Annotated in this window: 24 protein-coding genes; 22 read left to right on the forward strand and 2 right to left on the reverse strand. The window is 32.2% G+C overall.

Annotation, left to right across the window (positions count from 1 at the left end; translation table 11 throughout):
- The first annotated feature begins 20 nt into the window (after positions 1–20).
- From PSU83_RS09695 to PSU83_RS09800, 22 genes are all read left to right on the forward strand, one after another.
- Positions 21–890 (forward strand): M23 family metallopeptidase, encoded by an 870-nt coding sequence (locus PSU83_RS09695; RefSeq protein WP_300589208.1) that lies wholly within the window; start codon positions 21–23, stop codon positions 888–890.
- Between the two features lie 2 nt (positions 891–892).
- Complete coding sequence (locus PSU83_RS09700) at positions 893–1,258, forward strand: SdpI family protein (protein ID WP_300589209.1); 366 nt, start codon at positions 893–895, stop codon at positions 1,256–1,258.
- A gap of 4 nt (positions 1,259–1,262) precedes the next feature.
- The gene (locus PSU83_RS09705) at positions 1,263–2,774 is read left to right on the forward strand and encodes a GH3 auxin-responsive promoter family protein (protein WP_300589211.1); all 1,512 of its coding nucleotides are present in this window, start codon (positions 1,263–1,265) and stop codon (positions 2,772–2,774) included.
- A gap of 21 nt (positions 2,775–2,795) precedes the next feature.
- Positions 2,796–3,671 carry a carboxypeptidase-like regulatory domain-containing protein gene (locus PSU83_RS09710; RefSeq protein WP_300589212.1) on the forward strand — a complete coding sequence of 292 codons (876 nt, stop codon included), beginning with the start codon at positions 2,796–2,798 and terminating at the stop codon, positions 3,669–3,671.
- A gap of 2 nt (positions 3,672–3,673) precedes the next feature.
- Positions 3,674–4,537 carry a carboxypeptidase-like regulatory domain-containing protein gene (locus PSU83_RS09715; protein WP_300589213.1) on the forward strand — a complete coding sequence of 288 codons (864 nt, stop codon included), beginning with the start codon at positions 3,674–3,676 and terminating at the stop codon, positions 4,535–4,537.
- Between the two features lie 41 nt (positions 4,538–4,578).
- On the forward strand, positions 4,579–6,273 hold the full coding sequence (locus PSU83_RS09720) for a hypothetical protein (RefSeq protein ID WP_300589214.1): 1,695 nt from the start codon (positions 4,579–4,581) through the stop codon (positions 6,271–6,273).
- A gap of 9 nt (positions 6,274–6,282) precedes the next feature.
- Positions 6,283–7,263: a hypothetical protein gene (locus PSU83_RS09725; RefSeq protein ID WP_300589215.1), complete on the forward strand. Its 981-nt coding sequence runs from the start codon at positions 6,283–6,285 to the stop codon at positions 7,261–7,263.
- Positions 7,264–7,266: 3 nt separating this feature from the next.
- Positions 7,267–8,139: a glucose-1-phosphate thymidylyltransferase RfbA gene (gene rfbA, locus PSU83_RS09730; protein WP_300589216.1), complete on the forward strand. Its 873-nt coding sequence runs from the start codon at positions 7,267–7,269 to the stop codon at positions 8,137–8,139.
- A 68-nt stretch (positions 8,140–8,207) separates the two neighbouring features.
- On the forward strand, positions 8,208–8,759 hold the full coding sequence (gene rfbC / locus PSU83_RS09735; RefSeq protein ID WP_300589217.1) for a dTDP-4-dehydrorhamnose 3,5-epimerase: 552 nt from the start codon (positions 8,208–8,210) through the stop codon (positions 8,757–8,759).
- The gene (gene rfbD / locus PSU83_RS09740; RefSeq protein ID WP_300589218.1) at positions 8,753–9,607 is read left to right on the forward strand and encodes a dTDP-4-dehydrorhamnose reductase; all 855 of its coding nucleotides are present in this window, start codon (positions 8,753–8,755) and stop codon (positions 9,605–9,607) included. Before rfbC ends, rfbD begins: the two co-directional genes overlap by 7 nt.
- 3 nt (positions 9,608–9,610) lie before the next feature.
- Complete coding sequence (locus PSU83_RS09745) at positions 9,611–10,369, forward strand: hypothetical protein (RefSeq protein WP_300589219.1); 759 nt, start codon at positions 9,611–9,613, stop codon at positions 10,367–10,369.
- The gene (locus PSU83_RS09750; RefSeq protein ID WP_300589220.1) at positions 10,357–11,070 is read left to right on the forward strand and encodes a glycosyltransferase; all 714 of its coding nucleotides are present in this window, start codon (positions 10,357–10,359) and stop codon (positions 11,068–11,070) included. Before PSU83_RS09745 ends, PSU83_RS09750 begins: the two co-directional genes overlap by 13 nt.
- 2 nt (positions 11,071–11,072) lie before the next feature.
- Positions 11,073–12,920 carry a glycosyltransferase family 39 protein gene (locus PSU83_RS09755; protein ID WP_300589221.1) on the forward strand — a complete coding sequence of 616 codons (1,848 nt, stop codon included), beginning with the start codon at positions 11,073–11,075 and terminating at the stop codon, positions 12,918–12,920.
- A 34-nt stretch (positions 12,921–12,954) separates the two neighbouring features.
- The gene (locus PSU83_RS09760; RefSeq protein WP_300589223.1) at positions 12,955–13,500 is read left to right on the forward strand and encodes a hypothetical protein; all 546 of its coding nucleotides are present in this window, start codon (positions 12,955–12,957) and stop codon (positions 13,498–13,500) included.
- Between the two features lie 87 nt (positions 13,501–13,587).
- Positions 13,588–14,853, forward strand: a complete 1,266-nt coding sequence (locus PSU83_RS09765; protein WP_300589224.1) for an oligosaccharide flippase family protein — start codon at positions 13,588–13,590, stop codon at positions 14,851–14,853.
- 41 nt (positions 14,854–14,894) lie between these two features.
- Positions 14,895–15,572: an acyltransferase gene (locus PSU83_RS09770; RefSeq protein ID WP_300589225.1), complete on the forward strand. Its 678-nt coding sequence runs from the start codon at positions 14,895–14,897 to the stop codon at positions 15,570–15,572.
- Positions 15,572–16,792, forward strand: a complete 1,221-nt coding sequence (locus PSU83_RS09775; RefSeq protein ID WP_300589227.1) for a hypothetical protein — start codon at positions 15,572–15,574, stop codon at positions 16,790–16,792. The genes PSU83_RS09770 and PSU83_RS09775 overlap by 1 nt, the downstream gene beginning before the upstream one ends.
- On the forward strand, positions 16,793–17,959 hold the full coding sequence (locus PSU83_RS09780) for a glycosyltransferase family 4 protein (protein WP_300589228.1): 1,167 nt from the start codon (positions 16,793–16,795) through the stop codon (positions 17,957–17,959).
- Between the two features lie 209 nt (positions 17,960–18,168).
- Positions 18,169–19,284: a DUF1972 domain-containing protein gene (locus PSU83_RS09785; protein ID WP_300589229.1), complete on the forward strand. Its 1,116-nt coding sequence runs from the start codon at positions 18,169–18,171 to the stop codon at positions 19,282–19,284.
- The gene (locus PSU83_RS09790; RefSeq protein ID WP_300589230.1) at positions 19,217–20,575 is read left to right on the forward strand and encodes an O-antigen ligase family protein; all 1,359 of its coding nucleotides are present in this window, start codon (positions 19,217–19,219) and stop codon (positions 20,573–20,575) included. The genes PSU83_RS09785 and PSU83_RS09790 overlap by 68 nt, the downstream gene beginning before the upstream one ends.
- 8 nt (positions 20,576–20,583) lie before the next feature.
- Complete coding sequence (locus PSU83_RS09795) at positions 20,584–21,567, forward strand: UDP-glucuronic acid decarboxylase family protein (protein WP_300589231.1); 984 nt, start codon at positions 20,584–20,586, stop codon at positions 21,565–21,567.
- Positions 21,568–21,574: 7 nt separating this feature from the next.
- Entirely contained in the window at positions 21,575–22,942 is a 1,368-nt protein-coding gene (locus PSU83_RS09800) for an undecaprenyl-phosphate glucose phosphotransferase (RefSeq protein WP_300589232.1), read from the forward strand.
- Here PSU83_RS09800 and PSU83_RS09805 read toward each other — a convergent pair.
- Both PSU83_RS09805 and wecB read right to left on the reverse strand, forming a co-directional pair.
- A complete protein-coding gene (locus tag PSU83_RS09805) occupies positions 22,939–24,123 on the reverse strand; it encodes a glycosyltransferase family 4 protein (protein WP_300589233.1) in 1,185 nt (394 codons plus the stop codon). The genes PSU83_RS09800 and PSU83_RS09805 overlap by 4 nt on opposite strands.
- 42 nt (positions 24,124–24,165) lie before the next feature.
- Positions 24,166–25,260: a UDP-N-acetylglucosamine 2-epimerase (non-hydrolyzing) gene (wecB, locus tag PSU83_RS09810; protein WP_300589234.1), complete on the reverse strand. Its 1,095-nt coding sequence runs from the start codon at positions 25,258–25,260 to the stop codon at positions 24,166–24,168.
- Positions 25,261–25,278 lie beyond the last annotated feature (18 nt).

The following is a 25,278-nucleotide window of genomic DNA, read 5'->3' on the forward strand; positions in this document are numbered from 1 at the left end:
TTGCAATACATTCATAAATCATGTCTGAAAAAAGGCTCAAGCGGAAAAAAATCAAAAAAAAACTCTTTGCAAAAAACCGCTTGGTTATTTTGAATGAAGACACTTTTGAAGAAATTTTCTCACTCCGACTTACGTTAATGAATGTGTTTGTTGTTGCCACAATTGGTGCTTTGTTTATCATTTTTATCACAACGTATATTATTGCTTTTACGCCTTTGCGCGAATTTATTCCAGGTTATGCCTCTTCACAATTAAAAAGAGACGCTACAGAACTTGCTTTGAAATCGGATTCGTTAACAATTGCTTTGAAAAAAAATGATCTTTATATTCAATCCATTAAAAAAGTTTTGACAGGAGATTTAGAATATGCTACGTTCAACAAGGATTCGATCGTTGCCGCTACTTCACTATTGGTTTCAGAAGATGATTTGAAACCCTCCAAAGCCGATTTAAAACTTAGGGACGAAGTAGAACGAGAAGATAAATACAATCTTTTTGAAAAAGCCAAACCAAAAGTCAGCACCGTTTTGTTTCCTCCGGTAAAGGGATTGATAACTGAAAAATTCAATCCAAAAGAAAAACATTACGCAGTTGATGTTGCCTTGGCAAGAAACACACCCATAAAAGCAATATTAAGCGGAAGAGTTATTTTCGCCGATTGGACTCCAAATACAGGAAACGTAGTCATCATAAGGCACAATAACGGATTTATTTCCGTTTACAAGCATGCTGCTTCCATGACGGTTGCTCAAAATGACGTAATTAGAACGGGTGAGGTTATTGCTTTGGCAGGTTCAACAGGGCAAGAGTCAACTGGAGTACACCTTCATTTTGAACTGTGGAAGGATGGTTATCCAATTGATCCGAGTATTTTTATTGAATTCGAATAATTATGGAAGAAATTTTAAATTACATATCAGATAGAATTGGAATTATTTCCTTTTTAACGGGAATTATTTTCACGATTGCCGCTTTAATTTTATATTGTTTTCCACCCAAAAAAATTAACTATCTATATGGTTATCGAACACCTTCTTCTATGAAAAATCAGCAAGTCTGGGATTTTTCACAAAAGTATTCTGCCATTAAGATGCTTCAAATAGGATTACTATTGATAGCAGTTTCATTCATTAACGTTGTTATTACTATCAGTGAGAAACAGGAAACTATTCTTGGAATAGGATTACTGATTGCAGGATGTATTTATATGTTTATGGTTACAGAAAGCGCAATAAAAAAGAATTTTCCAAACCATTAAAAGTATGTCTGTAAAATCAATTGCCGCTAAAATATTTGCTCAAATCATCCATGCAAAAACTCAAAAATGGGTTCGGCATCCCATTGAAACACAGCGAACAGTTTTTGAAAATCTTTTGGCTACAGCCAAAGAAACGCAGTTTGGTAAAGACCACAATTTTGCCAAAATCAAATCCTATGAAGATTTTGCCAAACAAGTTCCAATAAGAGATTACGAGGAATTGCGACCTTATGTAGATCGTGTGGTAAAAGGAGAATCTGATATTTTATGGAAAGGAAAACCACTTTATTTTGCCAAAACTTCAGGCACTACTTCGGGTGCAAAATATATTCCGTTGACAAAAGAATCGATGCCATTTCATATTGAAGCAGCGCGGAATGCCATTCTGGGTTACATTCACGAAACTGGGAAAACAGATTTTGTAGATGGCAAAATGATTTTCTTGCAAGGAAGTCCAATTTTGGAGGAAAAGAAAGGAATCAAACTCGGAAGACTTTCGGGAATTGTGGCACATTTTGTTCCGAAATATTTGCAAAAAAACCGAATGCCAAGTTGGGCAACCAATTGTATCGAAGATTGGGAAACTAAAGTCGACGCGATTGTAGAAGAAACGTTCAATAAAAATATGACGGTGATTTCTGGAATTCCATCGTGGGTACAAATGTATTTTGAAAAGTTGGAACAGAAAGGAAACAAACCCGTTGGTGAAATTTTCAAGAACTTCAATTTGTTTATTTACGGCGGTGTAAATTATGAACCGTATCGCGCTAAGTTCGAAAACTTAATCGGAAGAAAAGTGGATTCTATTGAACTTTTTCCGGCCTCTGAAGGTTTTTTTGCTTACCAATCCCGAAACTTCGGGAGCAAAAATGAGGAAGGTATGTTGCTGCTTTTGAACTCTGGAATTTTTTATGAATTTGTAAAATCAAGTGAATTTTTCAATGATTCCGAAGGTACTGCACCAAAACGTTATACCATTGGTGAAGTTGAATTGAATGTCAATTATGTTCTGATAATTTCTACCAATGCTGGACTTTGGGCTTATAACATTGGCGATACCGTTCAGTTTACGAGTTTGAAACCGTATCGCGTGATTGTTTCTGGTCGCATCAAACATTATATTTCAGCTTTTGGGGAGCATGTGATTGGAAAAGAAGTCGAACACGCATTAAAAGAAGCGATGGAAGATTCTAACATTCGTGTAAACGAGTTTACGGTTGCGCCACAGATTGCGCCAGAATCGGGATTGCCTTTTCACGAATGGTTTATCGAGTTTGAAAATGAACCAGAAAATCTAAACGATTTTGCATTAAAAATTGATGCCGCAATGCGAAAACAAAACGCCTATTATGACGATTTGATTGTTGGAAAAGTATTGAGAACATTGGTTATTTCAAAAGTTCAGAAAAATGGTTTTCAGGAATATATGAAATCCATCGGAAAATTGGGCGGACAGAATAAAATTCCAAGGTTGAGTAACGATAGAAAAATTGCTGATTTACTGCTAAGAAAATAGAAAATAGAAAATAGAAAAAAGATGAAAGAGAAAAGAGGGTTACTGCTGCTATTTCTAATTAGCTTATCCGCTTCAGCACAAATAAAAGGAATTGTTATCGATGAATTCAGCAAACCAATTTCGTATGTGAATATTTGGGTTGAAAACGAAAATAACAGCACAACGTCTGAAGAAGATGGGAGGTTTACCATCAGTTCTTCCTCTGATAAAAACCTGATTTTTTCAGCTTTAGGATACGAAAAGAAAACCGTTAAAGCATCGGAAGCGCAAAAAGTTGTATTAAAAATAAGTGCTGTCGAATTAAATGAAATTATCATTTCCAAAAAAATAGAAACTAAGGAAATTGAAATCGGCAAAGTCAAAAACCAAACCTATCAAGCATTTGAAAACGGGCCAAGAATAGATGCTAAATTCTTTCCTTATTTACCAAAATATAAAAAAACAAAATTCATTCAGAAAGTGAGCGTTTTTGCAGATAGCCAAATAGATAATGCAGGATTTAAAATTCACTTCTACAGTGTTAATCCAGACGGTGCTCCTGGAGAAGAATTACTGCAAAAAGACTTTATAGTTTCCGTGAAAAAAGGCGTTAAGAAAACATATTTTAATGTGTCAGATTTTAATTTAATAATGCCTAAAAGCGGATTGTTTGTGGGTTTTGAAAAACTGATAATTGAGCGAAACAAACTCGAGAAAGAAGTTACTGATTCCAATACTAAAATTAAAACAATTCAAAAATCTTATTTTCCTTTTATGTTGTATAATTATGTTGAAAGGGATTTTATCTACTTATTTTCAAAAGGAAAATGGACCAGGCAAACGAAGGAAGATGTAATTAATCCAGCGGATAAAATGGCTGTTTATGAACCAGCAATAAACCTAATTCTGACCAATTAAATATGAAAGTAATTTTATTTTTATTTTTCACTTTTTCTATTTCGGCACAAATAAAAGGAGTTGTTATTGACGAAAACAACAAGCCAATTTCTTTTGTAAATATATGGGTAGAAGATGAAAGTATCGGAACAACCTCGCAAGAAAACGGAACTTTTTCAATTGACATTTCAAGTGAAAAAACAGTAGTTTTTTCGGCAGTGGGATTTGAAACAAAAAGGATGACGATTTCGGACAAACAAAAAGTAGTTTTAAAAGAAGCGGTCTTTAAGTTAGAGGAAGTTGTCATTGAAAAAAGTAAGCAAACCAAGGAGTTGGAAATTGGCGGCATGAAAAAAATTCATCACAGACAATTGTCAGGTGATAACCCATGGATTTATGCGAAGCGTTTTAACTATGACGAAAATTATAAAGCAACACCTTTCATCAAGAACATCGTTTTTTATTCGGATAGTGAAATTAAAAATGCGAAATTAAAAATAAGAATTTTTCAATTACAAGATTCACTTCCAGCTAATGATTTGATAGAGGAAGACATTATAGTAAGTGTTAAAAAAGGAATGAAGAAAAATGTTATCGATATCTCAAAATACAAATTAAAAATGCCTAAAAATGGTGTTGTTATTGGTTTGGAATGGCTCATTATTGCTGAAAATTATTATGAATTTAAATATCAGGACTCCAAAAAAAAGAGAATTACAATGCCTAATTATCAACCAAGTTTGGTTGTAAATTATTTTGAAGAAAGAAACGCCTTCAATTATAGAGGCGGGAAATGGTATTGGTCCTATATTACAAACACAAACGGTAACCATCCTTGGACTAATAAAATTATGACACCAGCCATAAACCTAATTCTGACCAACTAAAAAACAAAAACCTTATATTTGCGGGTTAGAAAACAAATTTAATGAAAGAAATTAAGAACATTTCGCGTTCACGAGCGCAAGAATCGTCGGCAGCTATCGAACGATTGTACATTACCATGAGGCATTTATTTAACAGGGGTTTTTACAAACCAATGGGTGTTTCAGGAGAAACTTTAAGAGAAGCTTTACTTTCTCTAAGACCAGAAATTTACGGAAGTATCGCCGAAGAAAAAGTAGAGCTTAGCGGTTTACTTTATGTGATAGAACGACTTCCGGTTGGTATTGAAGAATGCCGCTTTATTAATTTAACATCTGATGAGGGCTATTCAAAATCGCATTTTCAGCCCATAGTTCCGCCAAAAAGAAGAAGAAACTGTTACCGTATTGATGACGAACAAATGAACGTGGAAATCACACGCGGTCGTTCCGACATCTATGATATTTTGACGCATTTAACGTTTATTTTTATCGAATCTCATAAAATTAAAAACAGAGTTTTACTTGATGAACTAGAAGTTGAGGTTACTCGAGATTGGGAAAAATTGGAAGATGCCGTTTTGCAAAACAAGAAAATGACGCTGAAAGAAAAGGAAATAGCCATTTCGCATGCGGCCAATGTTTTGGGTAGAAGTTTTTCGGAAGTGTTAGATATTTATGAAGATTTTGCCACCAAAGAAAAGCCAGATCGTTTTTTACACGTCATCTATTGGTTGGGAAAATTGGCCATCGATGAAGTCATCAACAACAACAAAAGAACCATTACTTTTAGTCCGATTTTGAGAGAACGATTGGGACATCACATTCATGGAGAAATTTGGGCAAACAACATCAAGAATGTTTTGAAATCCAATAATCTTCTGGAAAGGCCCATCCACATCATCAGTGCGAATATGCACAGTGTGATGAATTCAATTTTTGCAACGAATGTTTTGAAAAGCAAGTTTAAAGACAAATCAGATTTCTTTATTTATGAAGAATTAAGCAAGTCGGGTGCCAACGATCTTCGAAATAAAGTTGAAGATGTTGCATTGAAACAAGGGATGATTTCACTTCCTGATGATGCTTCAGGAACTAATATTGATGTTCAGATTTTTGATACGTCAAAAATTGATTGGGCAAAATCAAGTTTTTCAAAAGCGGTCATCGGTACAGAAGCACCAGTACTGATTGTAATGGATTATGCTTTTGGAGAACAGGCTTTTGAAACTATTGACGAATTATTAAAACCGTACAAAGAAGGAAAAAATAGATCCTTCTTGAATGTTGAGTCGGTTTCAATAATGGGTAAGGCGGGAATTCTAGAAGGAGGAAAGGGCGACATTATGATTCCGTCTGCGCACATTAATGAAGGAACCGCTGATAATTATCCATTTGAAAATGAGTTGACTGCCGAAATGTTTGAAGGTAACGGAATTCCAGTTTGTTCAGGACCAATGGTAACTGTATTGGGAACGTCCCTTCAAAATCGAGACTTATTAAAATTTTTCCACGAATCTACTTGGGAAGTAATTGGTCTTGAAATGGAAGGTGCCCATTATCAGAAAGCCATCCAATCCGCATCCAAAATAAGAAAAAGTATTCCACAGAATGTGAAAGTAAGATATGCCTATTACGCATCAGATAATCCATTGGAAACCGGAAGCACATTGGCTTCTGGCGGCTTGGGGACAACAGGCGTAAAACCAACGTACTTAATCACGATTAAAATTTTAGAACAAATTTTTAACATAAAATAAAATATTTTTATGAGTGCAACGCCTCAAAACAATGACAACCAAGAAATAGATTTGACACAAATTTCAAGAAAAATCGGTGTTTTTTTTGAAAATATCTCGACTTCCATTTTTAAAGGATTTTTATTCTTAAAAAGAAATAGTATTTGGGTTGGAATATTGTTTATTCTTGGAGCTGGATTAGGATTTTACCTTGATAAAACCGTAAAAGTTTATGATAATCAAATTATTGTAAATCCAAATTTTGGTTCAGTAGATTATCTATATGCCAAAATCGAATTGATTAATTCTAAAATAGTAGATGGCGACACATTGTTTTTGAAAAATGTGGTTGGAATTACGGAACCAAAAAAGTTCAAAGAAATAAAAATCATGCCAATCAATGATGTTTACAAATTCATTGAAAATAAAGATCAGAACTTTGAGATGATTAAATTGATGTCAGAAGATGGCGATGTTAAAAAAGTTCTCAACGAAACGGTAACAAGTAAAAATTATCCGTACCATAGTATTTCTTTTTCTACACTTGCTCAGACTTCTAATGAAAAGACAGTACTACCTCTTTTGAAGTATCTTAATGATTCTGATTATTACAAGATTATCCAAAAAGAGTACGTGAATAATATTAAAATTAAAATGGTACAAAATGATTCCATAATTTCACAAATTGATGGTTTCTTAAACAGTTTTAAAAAGAATGTAAACGGATCTCAAAAAAGTGATAAGTTAGTTTATTACAATGAAAATTCTCAATTAAATGATGTTATCAAAACTAAAGATTTATTGGTTTACGAGCAAGGAACACACAGAATAGAATTGGTTAATCTTGACAAAATCATCAAAGAAAATAGCGCAACATTGAATATTAAAAACAACCAAGCAGTAAACGGAAAAATGAAAGTTGTATTGCCGTTACTATTTGTTTTCATGTTCATATTGTTTGGATTTTTGAAATCATACTACAATCACCAAATGGCCAAATTAAAAAATTAATTTATGAAGGGAATTATTTTAGCTGGTGGATCCGGAACGAGATTACACCCATTAACATTAGCAGTTAGCAAGCAGTTAATGCCGATTTATGACAAGCCAATGATCTACTATCCGTTGTCAACTTTGATATCGTCTGGAATAAATGAAATTTTGATTATATCAACACCTCATGATTTACCGCTATTCCGACAATTATTGGGCGATGGAAAAAGTTTGGGTTGTCGTTTTGAATATGCTGTTCAGGAACATCCAAATGGTCTTGCTGAAGCTTTTATCATTGGAAAAGAGTTTATTGGAAACGACAAAGTTGCCTTAGTTCTTGGTGATAATATTTTTTACGGAACAGGATTGTCTGATTTATTGCTAGCCAATAATAATCCGGATGGTGGAATTATTTACGCCTACCATGTACACGACCCAGAACGTTATGGTGTTGTTGATTTTGATTCTGAAGGAAAAGTGCTTTCAATAGAAGAGAAGCCAGAGCATCCAAAATCAAATTTTGCGGTCCCTGGAATTTATTTTTATGATAATGATGTAGTCGAAATTGCGGCGAATATCAAACCAAGTCATCGCGGCGAAATTGAAATTACCGATGTGAATAAGGAATATTTAAAAAGAGGAAAACTCAAAGTAAGTATTCTAGATAGAGGAACTGCTTGGTTAGATACGGGAACCTTTCAGTCGTTAATGCAAGCAGGACAATTTGTACAAGTTATTGAAGAGCGTCAGGGATTGAAAATTGGTGCCATTGAAGAAGCGGCCTACAGAATGGGTTTCATAGATGAAAATCAGTTAGAAAAATTGGCCCAACCCTTAGTTAAAAGTGGTTATGGAATTCATTTAATGAGTTTATTACAGGAAAAAAAGAAATAATAACATACCAATATCAAGTAGTTAATTTTTTAAAAATTGCTTTTTGACATTGACATTGACATTGAAAGATGAATTTTATTGCGACCAAACTTGACGGCTGTTTTATTATTGAACCAAAAATCATTACTGATGACCGCGGTTATTTTATGGAAAGCTTTAATGAGAATACATTTCAAGAAGGAATAAATCAAAATGTTCATTTTGTACAAGATAATCAGTCGTTCTCTTCAAAAGGGGTTTTGCGAGGTTTACATTATCAAACGGGAGAACATGCCCAAGCCAAACTAGTTCGCGTTTTACAAGGCGAAGTTTTGGATGTTGCGGTGGATATCAGACCCGACTCGAAAACATTTGGTCAATATGAAGCCGTACACCTTTCGGGCGAAAACCAAAAACAATTTTTTGTTCCAAGAGGCTTTGCACACGGATTTTTAGTATTAAGTGAAACAGCCACTTTCTTTTATAAGTGTGATAATTTTTACAATAAAGAATCAGAAGGCGGAATTATTTTTAATGATCAAACCATTGGTATTGATTGGGAATTTCCAACAACAGAATTGATTATTTCAGAAAAAGATAAGGTGCAACCTACGATCGCAAACGCCAAAAAAGCATGGTAGTTTTAGTTACTGGAGCCAACGGACAATTAGGACAGAGTTTGCAATTTAGTGCACCCAATTATCCTGAATTGCAATTTGTATTTTGTTCTTCCACTGAATTAGATATTACAAATGCAGAAAATTGCGAGACCGTTTTTGCAAAAGTAAAACCCAATTATTGCATCAATGCGGCAGCATATACCGCAGTAGATAAAGCTGAAATCGAACTTGAGAAAGCGCATTCAATCAATGTGGATGGTGCAAAAAATTTGGCTACCGTTTGCAAATTAAACAATACAATCCTACTTCACATTTCTACCGATTTTGTTTTTGATGGAACAGCTTCAAAACCTTATACTGAAAACGACATTCCGAATCCAACAGGCGTTTATGGACAAACTAAATTAGATGGGGAAAAAGCAATTCAGGAAGTTTTTAACAAGTATTATATCATCCGAACCTCATGGGTTTATTCCCAATTTGGAAATAATTTTATGAAAACCATGTTGCGATTGGCTTCTGAAAGAGATTCACTTTCAGTAGTAAACGACCAAATCGGAACACCAACCAATGCGGTTGATTTAGCAGAAGTTCTGATGAAAATTATTCAGCATTGTCAGACGGAGCTTGTCGAAGTGTTCGGCATTTACAATTTTAGTAACGAAGGACAATGCAGCTGGTATGATTTTGCTAAAGAAATATTTGAAATTAATGGGGTTAAAATAAATCTGCAAGCAATTCCAACATCAAGCTTTCCAACGCCGGCGAAAAGACCAAAATATAGTGTTTTGGATAAGAGTAAAATCAAGAGTACTTTTGGAGTTAAAATTAGAAATTGGGAAGAAAGTTTACATCGTATTAAAAGTTAAAAAATGGATATATCAGAATTCTCAAGATTAAATGACAAGAGCAATTACAATAGACATCCATGGGAAACCTCAAGGAAAAACGTCTTGCACACTTTTTTAAAACAATCGAAAATAAAGTTTCCAATAGATAGAATTGTTGATATTGGAAGTGGTGATGCTTATGTAATTCATACATTAGTTGAGAAAAATTTAGCGAAAGAATATTACGCTATAGATACTGCCTACACTGCAGAGGTGATTGCGCAATTAAAAACCAATAATAATAACAGTAAAGTTGTTTATTTTCAAAATCTTGAAGAATATTTAGTAACAGTGAAGGAAAAAGTTCCAACACTTTATTTGTGTATGGATGTTCTGGAACATTTAGAAGATGAAAAAATTATCTTAAACGATTTACAATCTAAAGAAAATAATTATTTCTTTTTTGCAGTTCCCGCTTTTCAATCTGTTTTTTCGAGCCATGATGTTTTATTGGGTCATTACAGACGATACACTCTTAATCAGTTAGAAAATGTTTTAGATAAAAATGAATTTACTATTATAGAAAAAGGATATTACTTTACGTCTTTATTATTATTCAGAAAACTCGATAAGTTTCTTAAAAAAGATAAAGACGAATCTATTGATAACTGGGAAGCCGGAAAGGTTAAAACAGTTGCTATTAATACCATGTTAACCATTGATTTTAAAATTAGTTTATTGTTTAAAAAACTTGGAATAACGATTCCTGGACTTTCTTGTTATTGTTTATGCAAAAAATAGCGATTATAATTCCGTGTTACAATGAAGAAAAGAGATTAAAAACAACTTCATTATTCTATTTGATAGAAAATACAAACGTAGATATCTATCTCGCAAATGACGGAAGTAAAGATGGAACATTAGAGGTTATAACAGAATTTTCTTCAAATAACGCAGAAAGGTGTTTTGTGCTAAATTTTAAACAGAATCAAGGTAAAGCAGCAACCCTATTTAAAGCAGTAAACTTGTTGATAGAAAAAGACAGTTACGAGTATATAGGGTATTTTGATGCGGATTTTTCTACTCCAGAAACTGAAGTCATAAGGTTAATCGCTGAAATTCAGAAAAAAGAAACCGAATTTTTAATAGGTTCAAGAATATTATTGCTCAATTCGGGTATCAAAAGAAAATACCACCGGCACATCATAGGCAGAATAATTATTACATTGATTAACTTAAAATTTAAGTTGGGAATATATGATACACAATGTGGAGCAAAGATATTTTCGTCTGCTATTTTAAAACAATGTTTTGATAAACCTTTTAACACTTCTTGGTTATTTGATGTTGAAATTTTTATCAGATTGAAAAAGAAAAATTTGTTAAGCAAAGGAAGAGAAATCCCCGTTTACAATTGGAAAGATGTTGACGGTTCAAAATTAGGCTGGAAAACGGCTTTTAAAATTTTAAATGAATTGTATTTATTAAACAAAAATTATTAAAAATGAAGATAATTAATTGGTTAAAAAACAATAAATTACTTTTAGCAATTGTTGCTTTTGGAGCTGTTTTACGATTTTATAAGTTGGATAATCAAAGTTTATGGATTGATGAATTATTTTCGATGAATGTTGCCAATCCTAAAAATGATTTTCGATTTATTTATACTTTTTTAAGAGATCATGATCCACATCCTCCGTTATACTATTTTTTAATTCATCTTTTTTTTCTATTATTTGGCTATACCACATTAGTTCTAAAATTATTTTCAACCCTTGTCGGAGTATTGGGAATCTTTTCTATTTATTACTTAGGAAAGAAAATGGTTAACAAGCAAGTTGGCTATATTGGAGCAATTTTAGTTTCGGTTAATTACTTTCATATTTACTATTCTCAAGAAGGAAGAATGTATACTTTACTTTTTCTAACAACTTGTATTGCAATATATTCCTTCTTCGTATTCATAAAAAAATCTACATATCAAACAATGATTCTGTTTATAATAGGATCGTCCTTAATGATTTACAGTCAGTTTTTTGGAGTATTTGTTTTATTTTCAATGTATATAATCCTTTTATATACCATTATTAAATCTGATTTAAAAGAAAGAGGGACAAGATTGAGAATGACTATTATTGCTGGAATTGTAACGGTAGTATTATACATTCCATCAATTATAATAATTTTATTTAATCCAAAACGAGAATCTATTTGGATACAACCTCCAACTTGGAGCACTTTTGAATCAATATTTAAAGAATTTTTCGGATTTAGTCAAATTCTTAATTTCATCATAATAGCACTATTTATAATAGGATTGATTTTGTATTTTATTAAGCATAAAAAGCAACAAGTTAAAAATGGAATTTCGCCATTAATTTCACCAGAAGGAATTTTGATTACTATTTTATTGATCACTGTAATATTGCCTGTGGTATATTCAAAATTACTATTACCTATTGTAGTTAGTAGATATTATATATGTATTCTTCCAGCAGTTTTAATTTTACTTGCCATAGCAATCAACAATTTTAAAAATAATAATGTTAAAATTTTAATTCTAATTATTTTTTGTTTTTTTTCAATCAAAAATTTAATTATTGATAAAGCTTTTTATACAAGTTTTTACAAAACACAGTTCAAACAAGCGGTTAATTATATGGTGCAAGAGACACCAAATGATATTATTGTATCAAAGTTGGGAGACTTTTATTTAAGGTTTTATTTAGATGAAAATAATTATAATAAACCTGTAATTGAAAACGATATTAATAACTACGTTTCAAGCATTAAAAATGACACATTGAATTTAAAAAATTTTTGGTATTGTGATGGTCATCTTCCGAGCTATATGCCAACAAATCAAACTCAAAAATTTATTGATAGTTATTATTACATAGATGAAAATGTTGACTTTTTTGACGCTCTAATAAAGCATTATTCTTTAAAAAAGAATTACAAGGAAACACTTGATATTTCTATGTTTTTGCCTCTTGCTGAACGCAACGGAAATGAGATTAATTTTTATATTGAAAAGTTTGAAGCTATAAATAATAAGATTAATTTTTCTGGATGGGCCTATCTTTCCGATCAAGGAACGGAGAGTTCAAAAACAGAATTAGTGGTAATAAAAGAAAATACCTGTAGGGTAATTTTTGGGAATAAAATCAGAAGAGAAGACGTTACCACTTATTTTAAAAGTCAATATGATCTTTCAAATTCCGGTTTCAGTTCTAGTTTCGATAAAAATGATTTAGAAAAAGGAAATTATAAAATTGGAATTTATATAATTGACAAAAAAAACAACAAAAAAGGATTGGTTGTTTCTGATAAAATTTTTACAGTCAATTAAAATAAAAAATTATATTTGCAAAAATTAATAAATTATGAAATCGAAAAATCTAGTCTTGTTTTTTTTACCATTTATTGTTTTAATCTCGTGTAAAAAAGATGTTGAAACAAAAGAGAATGTAGAAACTCCTGAAATTCAAAATAAGCATTTTGTAGTAACATTAGATTTAATAGTGAAGAAAAATGATAACATACATCTTTATTATACACAAGATCGATCTATAAACTTTAATGAGGAACAATCATTATGGGCAGAAGTGAAAGGAAATAATGAAGTTCAACAAGTGGTGTTTAAATTACCAGAAGATGTAATTCCAACAGATTTTAGATTGGATTTAGGTTATGGTAAAAACGTCGAGCAGACTGAAATAATTTTTAAGAAATTTATGATTAATTATTATGATAGAAATTTCGTAGCATCTGGAGCAGAAATTTTTAATTATTTTTATAATAATAAAGATAACGCCACCGTTGATAAACTTACGGGTACTTTAAAAAGATTAAAAGTTGATCAGGAAACTGCTCCATCTCTTTATCCTCAAACATCTTTAGAAGAAGAATTAATAAAATTGACAAGATAAACTTGTATAATTTATTTTATAAAAAACCATAAATTGAAGTTCAATTTATGGTTTTTTAATTTAATTTTGAAAGCAAGCAAAACCAAAATGCTCCAAAAGAAACTTCTTTTATTAAAAAAGCAAAAACAATTTACGAACCTCGTAACATACGGTTTTGGTCAAGGTTTTAATCTAATTACTCCATTACTTGTAATTCCTTACATCGTATTAATTTGCGGTGAAGAAGGTTATGGGAAAATTGGCGTTGGAATGGCAATTGCTTTTTTTATAATGGTTTTTATAGATTATGGTTCAGAAATTACCGGAGTACATCAGGTAGCAGTTAATCGAGAAGATACAGCCAAACTTGAGAAAATATTCATTACTACTTATAGTACTAAATTTCTACTTCTTCTTCTTGTGCTGTTTATAGTATCAATTCTATTCTATTTCATTCCTTATTTTAGTCAAGACAAAAAACTATTCTTTTTAAGTTTGTCTATGGTTGTTGGTCAATTCATTAATCCAACATGGTTTTTTCAAGGAATAGAAAATTTCAAATGGATTACCATCTTAAACATCCTCTCAAAACTAATTTATTTGGCCGGAATTTTCATTTTTATAAACAAACCATCGGATTACATCTATTGTAATTTTATCTGGGGAATTGGGATGATTGTAGCCAACTTGATTTCATTTGGTTACATACTTAACCAGTATTCTTTTTCCTTTGCAAACACAAAAATAGCTGATGTTTTGAAGATGGTGAAAGCTAATTTTTCCATTTTTTCATCACAAATTTTTGTTTCCTTACAAATGTATTCGCCAATAGTATTAATCAGTTTCTTTGGCGGAAATACAATGGCGGGCCAGTACAAAATTATCGATCAAATCATAGTTATTTTCAAAACCTATATTTTACTTTTTTTCAATTATGTCTATCCAAGAGTTTGTTATTTACTAGCTAAAAGCAAAACGGAAGCGTTGCATTTTTGGAAAACGTATAATGGTTTGAATTTTATTTTTATAGTTTTTTCAATGGTCGCGATTTACTTATTTTCGACAAAAGTGGTTTCCTACTTTAACCCAAAAGGAATAGACGAAATAGCTAGTTTGTTGAAGATGGCCGTTTTAATTCCGATTTTACAGGCCATTACTATTCCATTAAAACAATTAGTACTAGGATCTAATAGACAATCACAGTATGTAAAAATAACAATGATAATTACTGTTGTGAGTCTTGTATTGATTATTTTTATTACGCCAATTTATAAAGTTTTCGGTGTCTTAATTGCTTTGATTCTTACCGAAATTATAACTTCCTTATTTTTCTACTTCATGGTTAAAAAGGACTTATTTATTCGGTCAAGTTAAAAACTATTGTATTTTTGAACTTTGTAGAAACCATTCTCTAAATGATAAAAAAAATAGTTCAAAATTTACTACTAAAGTCGGGTAAGACTTATATCATCGATTCTAAAATTCCCAACAAACTTTTTTATAACATGCTTATAAATAGAGTAGTGATGTTGGTAAGAGGGTTTTTAAAAACGGGTAAAAAAGTTTTCATTGGCTGTAACACTAAAATTTTGAACAATAAGAATATTGTGTTCGGAAAAAGTGTAACTATTGGAAGTTATTGCGAAATTGATGGTTTTGCTTCTCAAAAAATTATTTTTGGCGATTGCGTGAAAATTGGTTCTTATTCTAAATTACTTTCAACGAGTCATTTTTCGCATTACGGAAAAGGGTTGGTTATGGGCTCAAATTCTGCCATAGGAGATTTTACCCACTTTGGAGCACCAGGTGGAATTGAAATTGGAAATGACGTAATTATGGGTTCTTATATTTCTTTTCATGCCGAAAACCACAATTTTTCAGATACATCAAAACTCATAAGGGAACAAGGAGTAAATCATAAAGGAATAAAATTAGGTAATAATATTTGGGTTGGTGCTAAAGTTACTTTTCTTGACGGATGTGAGGTAGGAGACAATTCAGTTGTTGCAGCTGGTGCAGTGGTTACTGGAAAATTTCCCAACAACTCAATAATTGGAGGAATTCCAGCAAAAATTATTAAAAGTATTGAATAATGAAGCTTACGATTCCTAACAATATTTTTTATCAGTTTTTATTCATCCTTTGCGTATCCGTACCCTATTTGGATATATTTGAGCTGACTATTGGTACATGGAGTTTGACTTTTTTAATCACCATCAGGAATAACTATTCTATTTCCCTGTTTAAACTTATCATTCCCTATATTTTAATTCTACTTATCGCTTTTGTTGTCAGTTTCAATTATGATTATCAAAAGTATTTTATCATTAGAGATGTTACTTATCTGTTAAAGCCTGTAATAGGTTTCTTTTTGGGATACCAACTTTGTCATAAAAATTTGAATAACGCTTTTAAATTGATCGTTACCACTGGTGTTTTCATAGCAATATGTCACATAGCGGTTATTCTAAGTGCAATATTTATTTACGGAGCACGAACGGTAGCTGATTTACGACTTCATTCAGGATATTTTAGTGATTATGAGATTTATACGTTAATCATATTAATTTTCTACAAGAAATTTCAGCTTGATTATTCAAAAAAAACAGTACGTATCTTAACTATTTTAGTCGGATTTTCGGCTTTTATGTATTTGGCACGAACCAACTTTATTCAATTTTTAATTTTGTTTTTAGCTTTAAAGGGATATTTTGAATTGAACAAAAAATCAATACTTATTTTCGCATCCATAATAATAACATCCATAATTAGTTATTCTATCGTTTTGTATATAAACCCAAGGCGAGACGCAGAAGGAGTTGAAGGGTTTCTATATAAAATTAAAGTAGCACCACTCGAACCTTTTAAAACAAAAATCAATAGGGAAGATTACAAAGATTTTAATGATAATTATCGTTCCTACGAAAATATTATGACTATCCGTCAAGTAACAAGAGATGGAGTAACTCCCACTATTTTTGGTAAAGGACTGGGTTCACAAATTGATTTAAAACAAGAAGTTAGGTTAGGCGATATGAATCTTAGATTTATTTCAATACTACACAACGGATTTATGATTGTATTTTTGAAATCAGGATTGCTCGGAATATTCTTTTATTTATTTACAATTTTTTATTTCTTCAATTCTCCAAAAAGCGAAACGGGAATTGGAAATCAAATTACGTTGCTTTTTATAGGGACTGGGGTGTTTCTGTTTATCTCTAATTGGGTATTCTTAGGTTTTTATAATCTAACTGAAACAAAATCAATATTATTAGGGTTTTTAATTGCTTACAGAGAAAAATATAAATAAATGAAAAGCATACTATTCATTCATCAATCTGCAGAATTATACGGTTCAGATAAAACAATGTTATATTTTCTCTCAAAATTAGATAAAACAAAGTACCTACCCGTAATAGTTTTACCGTTTGATGGTCCGCTTAAAACAGAGTTAGAAAAAAATAACATAAAGGTTGTAATTGCTCCGGTACTTAAATTGTACCGAAAAATGTTTACGCCTAAAAATATGATTAAATTTTTCAAAGAATATAAGGAAGGAATAAGGACATTAGACAAACTTAACGAAGAGTATAAATTCAAACTGGTTTATTCTCACACTTTGGCGGCGTTAATAGGAATTATGTTTGCCAAGAAAAGAAAGATAAAGCATTTATGGCATGTTCAGGAAATCATAGCAAAACCCAAAGTTTTTAACCTTGCATTTAAAAAAATTCTTTCGTGGAAATCAAATCATAAAGTCGTTTATGATTCTATTGCAACAATGAATTTCTGGATTGATGGTAATAAAATATTGACTAAAAAATCAGAAGCAGTTTGGAATGGAATTGAGACTACTAATTTACCAACGTTTACCGCTAACGAACTAGCAGAAGTTCGTAAAAATTTCTTTTTATCCAATGAGGATGAAATAGTAATTGCCTTAGTTGGAAGAATCAATAGCTGGAAAGGACAGCAACTCTTATTAAGTGCGTTTGCTCTTTTGTCAAAAACGCATACAAATATTAAGCTGGTATATTTAGGTTCAGCACCACCAAATCAAGAAATTTTTGAAATAGAGTTACACCATAAAATCAAAGAATACAATCTTCAAGATAAAGTTGTAGTTATTCCATTTCAAAAAGATATAACTAAATTTTGGAACGCAATCGACATCGCGGTAGTTCCTTCTACAGAACCCGAGCCATTTGGAATGGTAGTTATTGAAGCTATGTTAGCCAAAAAACCAGTTGTTGCATCCAACCATGGCGGTCCAACGGAAATACTGGTTCATAACGAAACTGGATTTTTGTTTGAACCAAACAATGCCGAAAGTTTGGCAACAGCTTTAGAGAAATTAATTCAGGATAAAAAATTGAGAATAGAATATGGGAAAAGAGGCTATGAAAGGGTTTTAACCACTTTTTCCTTAAAAAGCCATGTCAACCATTTTGAGAAAATTTTCCAGGAATTAATTTAAAAAACAATTAGTTCTATAAAGAGACTACCGAATAAATTTCACTATAAATGAGGTTAAAACTAATTTATACATGTTACCTTTTTATTAGTCAACCATTGAATTTAAAGGCTTAGTGTTGAAATAGCAAATAAAGGCATAATGTTATAAAATTCATAAGTTGTGATACACTTCTTTTTTCTACTTTTACCGTCTGAAAATAATCATCATTCATGAAAATAGCCATACTAGGAACGCGTGGTGTACCCAATTATTACGGTGGTTTTGAGCAATTTGCCGAGTTTTTTTCGGTGTATTTAGTAGAACAAGGACATCAAGTATATTGCTATAACTCACACAATCATCCATTTCAAGAAAGTTCTTTTCATGGTGTCAATATCATTCATCAACATGATCCGGAATACAAATACGGTACTTTTGGGCAGTTTATTTACGATTACAACTGCATTATTGATTCTCGAAAAAGAGATTTTGATATTATTTTACAATTAGGCTACACTAGCAATTCCATCTGGCATTATTTACTTCCGAAAAAATCGATAATCATTACCAACATGGATGGTTTGGAATGGAAGCGAACTAAATATTCGAAACCAGTACAGCAGTTCTTGAAATTTGCTGAAAGACTGGCTGCAAATAGCAGTGATTTTTTGGTTTCAGATTCCTTGGGAATTCAAAAATTCTTAAAAGAAAAATACAACAAAGAATCAACCTATATTGCCTATGGAGCTTACCCTTTTTCTGATTCAAATGAAGAAATTTTAAAGGAATATAGAGTAGAAAAGGAAAAGTACAATATGATTATGGCGCGGTTTGAACCAGAGAATAATTTGGATATGGTTCTTGAAGGTGTCGCAAAAAATGAAGACAAAACACCCATTTTAGTGATCGGAAAACACGAAACTAAATATGGTGACTATTTAAAAAATAAGTTCAAAGATCACTTAAATATTCGTTTCATGGGCGGAATTTACAATCTGGAACATTTGAATAATCTTCGTTATTTTTCTAATTTGTATTTTCACGGACATTCAGTAGGAGGAACCAATCCATCATTATTGGAAGCGATGGCTTCAAGAGCACTTGTTATCGCCCACAATAATGATTTCAATAAAGGTATTTTAAAAGGAAACAGCTACTATTTTTCTACTCCAGATGAGGTAAAAAATATTCTAAATACAATCAAAAAAAATGATAACTTGCGATTTGTTCAAAACAATTTTGATGCCATTGTGAACGAATTTAATTGGGAAAAAATAAATGGTGAATATTTACAACTTTTCGAAGAATGTTATTCAAAATCTGATAAGAGAAAACAAAAACAATAGTTCTTTTACGCCAATACTTTTAGTTCTTTGTACAATTCCGTTATCTTTTGCCATAAATAATATAGCATTAGGTATTTTTTTAGTTGTAGCGTTAGTCACCTTTAAGAAAACCAATTTTAAGGTTCAGAAAGAGTTGGTTTTCCCAATACTTCTTTATGTATTGATGGTGATTTCTTATTTCTGGTCTATTGATCAAAAAGAAACACTTGCTGCGCTCTCAAAAGAACTTCCACTGTTGATCATCCCGCTTGGATTCTTTCTTTTTAAAACAAACACAGCAGAAGAAAAGAAAAAAATTATTACGTATTACAGTCATGTAATTGTTGCATTCGCTCTCTATTTTTTAGTAAGAGCCACAGTGCGATATTTTATATATGACGATTCGAGAATGTTTTTTTATCACGGTGAAAATGATAAAGATTATGGACTAGTTCCAAAATTGCTTAACGCGATACACATGTCCGTTTTTGTTGCAATTGCGTTTTTCTATTTTTTTACCAAAGAAATAAAGTCAAAGACAGACCACTTTTGTTCGCTGCTTCTTTTCGGATTTATTTTGTTGCTGTCTTCAAAAAATATCATCCTTATCGTTTTTGTGCTATCGCTAATACATATTTTCTTTATTTCTAAAGCTGCACACAAATTAAGGTTAAGAAACTTGATTGTTTTCGGATTAATGATCGGAATATTATTTTCATTAGGAAGAATAAAAGACCGTTTCAAAGTTGAATTTCAAAGTAATACTGAAAAGAGTTTAAGTACGAATGTAATCGAAGGAGTTCCGGCCGGAGTTCATTATGTAAGCATAAAAGAAGCCTGGACAAATCCAACGTTTACACCAAATGATTATTTCAACGGAACATCATTTAGAGTATACCAATTCAGAATTTTCACCGAATTAATAAAGGAAAACACCATTTTCCTTACCGGTTTTGGACTCAATGCGTCGTATCCAAAAATCAAAGAAAAAGCGATACAATACAATCTTTATATGGGAGTTGAAAATGATTTGGACAGCGGATATCAGTCTAAGAATTTTCACAATCAATATGTTCAGAATTTTGCTGAATTAGGAATTTTCGGCTTTTTGTTACTACTAGTTATTCTTTTTGTGAACGTTAAAAATGCAATTAAATCGAAAGATTTTGTACATTTTGCTTTCGCAATTCTAATGATAAGTTTATTTTTGACAGAATCATTTTTATGGAGGCAACGAGGCGTTGTTTTTTTTACCATGATGTATTGCCTATTTAACTCCCGAATTTTTCTAAAAAGTTCTAAAGCAGAATAAAAATTTATATGAAAAGAATATTAATTACTGGTGCAGCTGGGTTTTTAGGCTCACATCTCTGTGATCGTTTTATAGCCGAAGGTTATTTTGTTATCGGAATGGATAACCTCATTACAGGCGACTTAAAAAATATAGAACATTTATTTAAAGATAAAAACTTTGAGTTTTATCACCATGATGTGACGAAATTCGTTCACGTACCAGGAAACATCGATTATATTCTTCATTTTGCATCTCCTGCAAGCCCAATCGATTATTTAAAAATTCCGATCCAAACCTTAAAAGTAGGTTCGCTTGGAACTCACAATCTTTTAGGATTAGCACGTGTTAAAAAAGCCCGAATTCTTATTGCATCCACATCTGAGATTTACGGAGATCCATTGGTGCATCCACAAACGGAAGATTATTACGGAAACGTGAATACCATCGGTCCGCGAGGAGTTTATGATGAAGCCAAACGTTTTCAAGAATCAATAACAATGGCGTATCACACTTTTCATGGGGTTGAAACCAGAATCGTTAGAATATTCAATACGTATGGACCAAGAATGCGTCTGAACGACGGTCGCGTAATCCCGGCATTTATTGGACAGGCTTTGCGTGGCGAAGATTTGACCATATTTGGAGACGGTAGCCAAACACGTTCGTTTTGCTATGTGACCGATCAGGTAGAAGGTATTTTCAGATTATTGCATTCGGATTACTCACAACCTGTAAATATTGGAAATCCAAACGAAATAACAATCAAAGATTTTGCCGATGAAATTATAAAACTAACTGGAACAAATCAAAAAGTGGTTTATCATCCATTGCCTATTAATGATCCGATGCAGCGTCAGCCCGATACCACTCGTGCTAAAAACATTTTGGGGTGGGAAGCAAAAGTGTCAAGAGAAGAAGGAATGAAGTTAACCTATGCCTATTTTAAATCGCTTTCGTCCGAAGAACTTTTAAAGGAAGAACATAAAGATTTTAAGGGATATATCCATTAAATAATATATGGTTGCACAACAGACAGGTAGATATTCTAAATATATTAGACCGATTAACATTGTTTTCGATCTAATTGTAATAACAGCATTAAGTTCATTTTTCTTTAGAGAATTGAATCTTGATATGCTTTATTATGTATCATATCAAGCGTTTACCTGGATTATGATTGCAATATTGGTGAAATTTTATGAAGTGTACCGTTTTACAACACCGGTAGAAATCATAAGCAAGTTGCTAAAACAGTTTAGCGTCTTTTTATTGGTCGTTATTGCTTTTTTCCCTTTTGCAAAAACCGCAATTTTTAGCGGAAGCGTCATCGCAGTTTTTATGTCAACTAGTTTTTGTATTATTGTAAGCTTTAAATATTTCTGGTTTTTTTATCTAAAAAAATACAGAATTGTAACTGGGAGTAATTTTAGAAACGCGGTAATTATTGGATACACTCCAGAAGCAATAAGACTTAAGGAAGTGTTTGACACCAGAAAAGATTACGGATATCGATTTTTGGGATACTTCTCTGATAAAAAACAAAATCCTGAAGTAAAAGGAAAAATTGATGATTTATATGACTTTGTTGTCCTCAACAAAGTAGATGAAATCTATTGTTCGCTAAATGAAATATCTAATGAAAGACTAAAGGATTTAGTTGAATTTGCAGACGATAATAAAAAAGCAATTAAATTCATTCCAGACACTAAGGAAATCTATTCCAAAAATTTAAAAATTGATTACTACGAATTATTTCCCGTTCTCTCACTTCGGAAAACACAATTACACAACCCAATAATTAAAGGGCTTAAACGCGTTTTTGATATTTTATTTTCATTGCTGGTTATCGTTTTTCTATTGTCGTGGTTAATTCCTGTTTTAGCAATTTTGATAAAATTAGAATCAAAAGGGCCAGTGTTTTTCAAGCAAGGAAGACCCGGTATGGATGAAGAGGAATTCTTTTGTTACAAATTTCGTTCGATGCAAGTAAACGGATATACCGAACAGGAAGCTTCTAAAAATGATCCAAGGGTTACCAAAATGGGGAAACTCATGCGTAAAACCAGCATGGATGAATTACCGCAATTTTTCAATGTATTACTTGGTGATATGTCAGTTGTTGGTCCAAGACCGCACTTGTGGTCCCAGAATAAAGCCTACGCTAGTAAAATTAAAAAGTACATGGTGCGCCATTATGTAAAACCTGGAATCACCGGTTTGGCTCAAGTTAAAGGCTTCAGGGGCGAAATAGAAACAGAAGAAGACATGATAAATCGAATAAAATTGGACGTTTTTTATATCGAAAATTGGTCATTAATCATGGACATTAAAATCATCTTCCAAACCGTCTTCAACATCTTCAAAGGCGAAGAGAAAGCCTATTAAAAAACTTCTTTCTCAATTAGGAATTTCATCTGATTATCCAAATTGAATTCGAGTTGTGATTGTTTAAAGATCTGCCTTTTTTTTGTGTCCAAATCTGCTTTTCCTAGTGCAGAAATCGATTTAAGTTTTTCATTCAAATCAACATAGTTTCCAACCAATGCTACCCAACCCAGTTCATTGTCACGAACCATAGATTCGCCTTCGCCACCACCAAAATATAGTATCGGAAAACCAAGCGAACCATATTCAAAAATCTTCGATGGAACCGAACCGAAAATCCTAGTTTTTAAAGGAACTATCGCAATATCAAATGTTCTTAATTTTTCATGAAGATTTTTTCTTTCCATCATCCCGTGAAAGAATATGTTTTGGACTTTTTGAGCCGAAATCAACGTTTGTATTTGAGTTTTTTCAGCGCCATCACCAAAGATGTGAAATTCTATATTCAGTCCGTTTAAATCGATTTTTTGACACAATTCATAAACGCCTTGAGCAATTCCCAAAAGACCGGCGTAAAATAGTTGAATGGGTTGATTTTTGTCTGTTATTAATTCCAGTTCTGGACTATTGTGATCCGGAAAATTACGATACAAATAACATTTTTTATTCGGATACAATGAATGAATGTGCGTTATAATTTCATTAGATTGTCCTAAAATTAACGTTGCTTTTTTATAAATATAACGCTCCAAAAACAACGAGAACTTGTGCGAAAACGAATCTTTTTTCAGTGCATTTAATTCAACAGCAGCCAAGGGCCACAAATCAGAAACATTCAAAATAATCTTTTTGTTTTTAAGAGAAAGTACAAAAACAGAAATAAAAGAAAGCAATAACGGAGGCGATTGCACTACAACTTTATTCGGCGTTTTTTTTAACAATAAATAGAAAAATAAACTCAGTGAAAAAGACAAAACAGAAAGAATCCGAATCACTAGATTCTTACTAACACTTGGATAAATCCAAAGGCGGTTCACGGTGATATTGTCGCGATTTTCCGTTACCGAAAATTTGCCTTTATATTCAGGGAATAATGCGCCTTGAGGATAATTTCCTAATGGACAAATAACAGAAACCTTGTAGTTGTTTTGATGAAGCTTTAACGCCAATTGCTCAATTCTATTAGCAGCCGCGCCTTTTTCTGGCGGATAATAATTCGATATGATTAATATTCCTTCCATGTATGCTGAATTTATTTCAGTATCTTAAATTTATTTCAGCATTTACTGATTGTAGGTATTTAGCAGAATATCGATGATACGCTCAGAAGCTTTTCCATCCCAAAGTGCGGGAATTCCCGCTTTTCGAGGACCATCAACTAAAAAGGCACCAAATATTTTCTCTAGATTTTCAATAGATGTCCCAACTAAAGTGTTTGTTCCAATAGTCTGCGTTTCTGGTCTTTCGGTATTATTTCTCATGGTGAAACACGGAATTCCCAAAACAGTTGTTTCTTCTGAAATTCCACCCGAATCCGTGATCACTGCAAAACTATTTTTAATCAGATACATAAAGTTCAAATACCCTTGCGGATCCACAAACAAAATATTTTTTAGTTGGAGATTGGTTTCTCCCAAAATGGCTTTAGTCCTTGGATGAATAGGGAAAATAATTTTCTTATCGCCAACCATTTTGTCAATTCCTTCCAGTAAATGAATCAGTGATTTTTCCTCGTCAACATTTGCCGGACGATGTAACGTTAGAATAATATAATTTCCAGTTTCTAGATGATATTCCGACCAAAATACTGGTGGTGAACTTCTATCTAAATTCTGGTAAAGCGTATCAATCATTACATTTCCAACAAAGTGAATTGATGCTGGATTAGCACCATATTTCAACAGATTTTCTCCAGCCCAAGTTGACGTTGTAAAGAAATAATCAGTAATACTATCGGTAACAATTCGGTTAATTTCTTCAGGCATGGTCATGTCGCCCGATCGGATTCCCGCTTCAACATGGGTAACTTTTATATTCAATTTTTTGGCAACAATAGCGCAAGCCATAGTCGAATTTACATCGCCAACAACCAAAACTAAATCACAAGGATTTTGGATTAATTCCTGTTCAAAAGCAATCATAATGGCTGCTGTTTGAACTGACTGCGAGCCACTTTTCACTTCTAAATTCGCATTCGGATGCGGAATATTCAATTCTTCAAAAAAAGTATCACTAAGGTTTTTATCATAATGTTGTCCCGTGTGAACCAATCGAAACGAGACGTCAGCACCATCTTGTTGCTTTTTTTCAATTGCTTTGATGATAGGTGCAATTTTGATAAAGTTAGGCCGTGCGCCGGCAACTATTGTAATTTTCATAGTTATGCTGAATTTAAT

The sequence above is a fragment of the Flavobacterium sp. genome (assembly GCF_029945805.1).
Lineage (GTDB): Bacteria > Bacteroidota > Bacteroidia > Flavobacteriales > Flavobacteriaceae > Flavobacterium.

Coding starts and splice junctions, on each gene's coding strand:
- PSU83_RS09780 (WP_300589228.1), top strand. CDS start 16,793: ATGAAAAGCATACTATTCATTCATCAATCTGCAGAATTATACGGTTCA.
- PSU83_RS09725 (WP_300589215.1), top strand. CDS start 6,283: ATGAGTGCAACGCCTCAAAACAATGACAACCAAGAAATAGATTTGACA.
- PSU83_RS09755 (WP_300589221.1), top strand. CDS start 11,073: ATGAAGATAATTAATTGGTTAAAAAACAATAAATTACTTTTAGCAATT.
- PSU83_RS09770 (WP_300589225.1), top strand. CDS start 14,895: ATGATAAAAAAAATAGTTCAAAATTTACTACTAAAGTCGGGTAAGACT.
- PSU83_RS09795 (WP_300589231.1), top strand. CDS start 20,584: ATGAAAAGAATATTAATTACTGGTGCAGCTGGGTTTTTAGGCTCACAT.
- rfbD (WP_300589218.1), top strand. CDS start 8,753: ATGGTAGTTTTAGTTACTGGAGCCAACGGACAATTAGGACAGAGTTTG.
- rfbA (WP_300589216.1), top strand. CDS start 7,267: ATGAAGGGAATTATTTTAGCTGGTGGATCCGGAACGAGATTACACCCA.
- PSU83_RS09720 (WP_300589214.1), top strand. CDS start 4,579: ATGAAAGAAATTAAGAACATTTCGCGTTCACGAGCGCAAGAATCGTCG.
- PSU83_RS09760 (WP_300589223.1), top strand. CDS start 12,955: ATGAAATCGAAAAATCTAGTCTTGTTTTTTTTACCATTTATTGTTTTA.
- PSU83_RS09705 (WP_300589211.1), top strand. CDS start 1,263: ATGTCTGTAAAATCAATTGCCGCTAAAATATTTGCTCAAATCATCCAT.
- rfbC (WP_300589217.1), top strand. CDS start 8,208: ATGAATTTTATTGCGACCAAACTTGACGGCTGTTTTATTATTGAACCA.
- PSU83_RS09700 (WP_300589209.1), top strand. CDS start 893: ATGGAAGAAATTTTAAATTACATATCAGATAGAATTGGAATTATTTCC.
- PSU83_RS09695 (WP_300589208.1), top strand. CDS start 21: ATGTCTGAAAAAAGGCTCAAGCGGAAAAAAATCAAAAAAAAACTCTTT.
- PSU83_RS09745 (WP_300589219.1), top strand. CDS start 9,611: ATGGATATATCAGAATTCTCAAGATTAAATGACAAGAGCAATTACAAT.
- PSU83_RS09775 (WP_300589227.1), top strand. CDS start 15,572: ATGAAGCTTACGATTCCTAACAATATTTTTTATCAGTTTTTATTCATC.
- PSU83_RS09785 (WP_300589229.1), top strand. CDS start 18,169: ATGAAAATAGCCATACTAGGAACGCGTGGTGTACCCAATTATTACGGT.
- wecB (WP_300589234.1), bottom strand. CDS start 25,260: ATGAAAATTACAATAGTTGCCGGCGCACGGCCTAACTTTATCAAAATT.
- PSU83_RS09715 (WP_300589213.1), top strand. CDS start 3,674: ATGAAAGTAATTTTATTTTTATTTTTCACTTTTTCTATTTCGGCACAA.
- PSU83_RS09805 (WP_300589233.1), bottom strand. CDS start 24,123: ATGGAAGGAATATTAATCATATCGAATTATTATCCGCCAGAAAAAGGC.
- PSU83_RS09710 (WP_300589212.1), top strand. CDS start 2,796: ATGAAAGAGAAAAGAGGGTTACTGCTGCTATTTCTAATTAGCTTATCC.
- PSU83_RS09765 (WP_300589224.1), top strand. CDS start 13,588: ATGCTCCAAAAGAAACTTCTTTTATTAAAAAAGCAAAAACAATTTACG.
- PSU83_RS09750 (WP_300589220.1), top strand. CDS start 10,357: ATGCAAAAAATAGCGATTATAATTCCGTGTTACAATGAAGAAAAGAGA.
- PSU83_RS09790 (WP_300589230.1), top strand. CDS start 19,217: ATGGTGAATATTTACAACTTTTCGAAGAATGTTATTCAAAATCTGATA.
- PSU83_RS09800 (WP_300589232.1), top strand. CDS start 21,575: ATGGTTGCACAACAGACAGGTAGATATTCTAAATATATTAGACCGATT.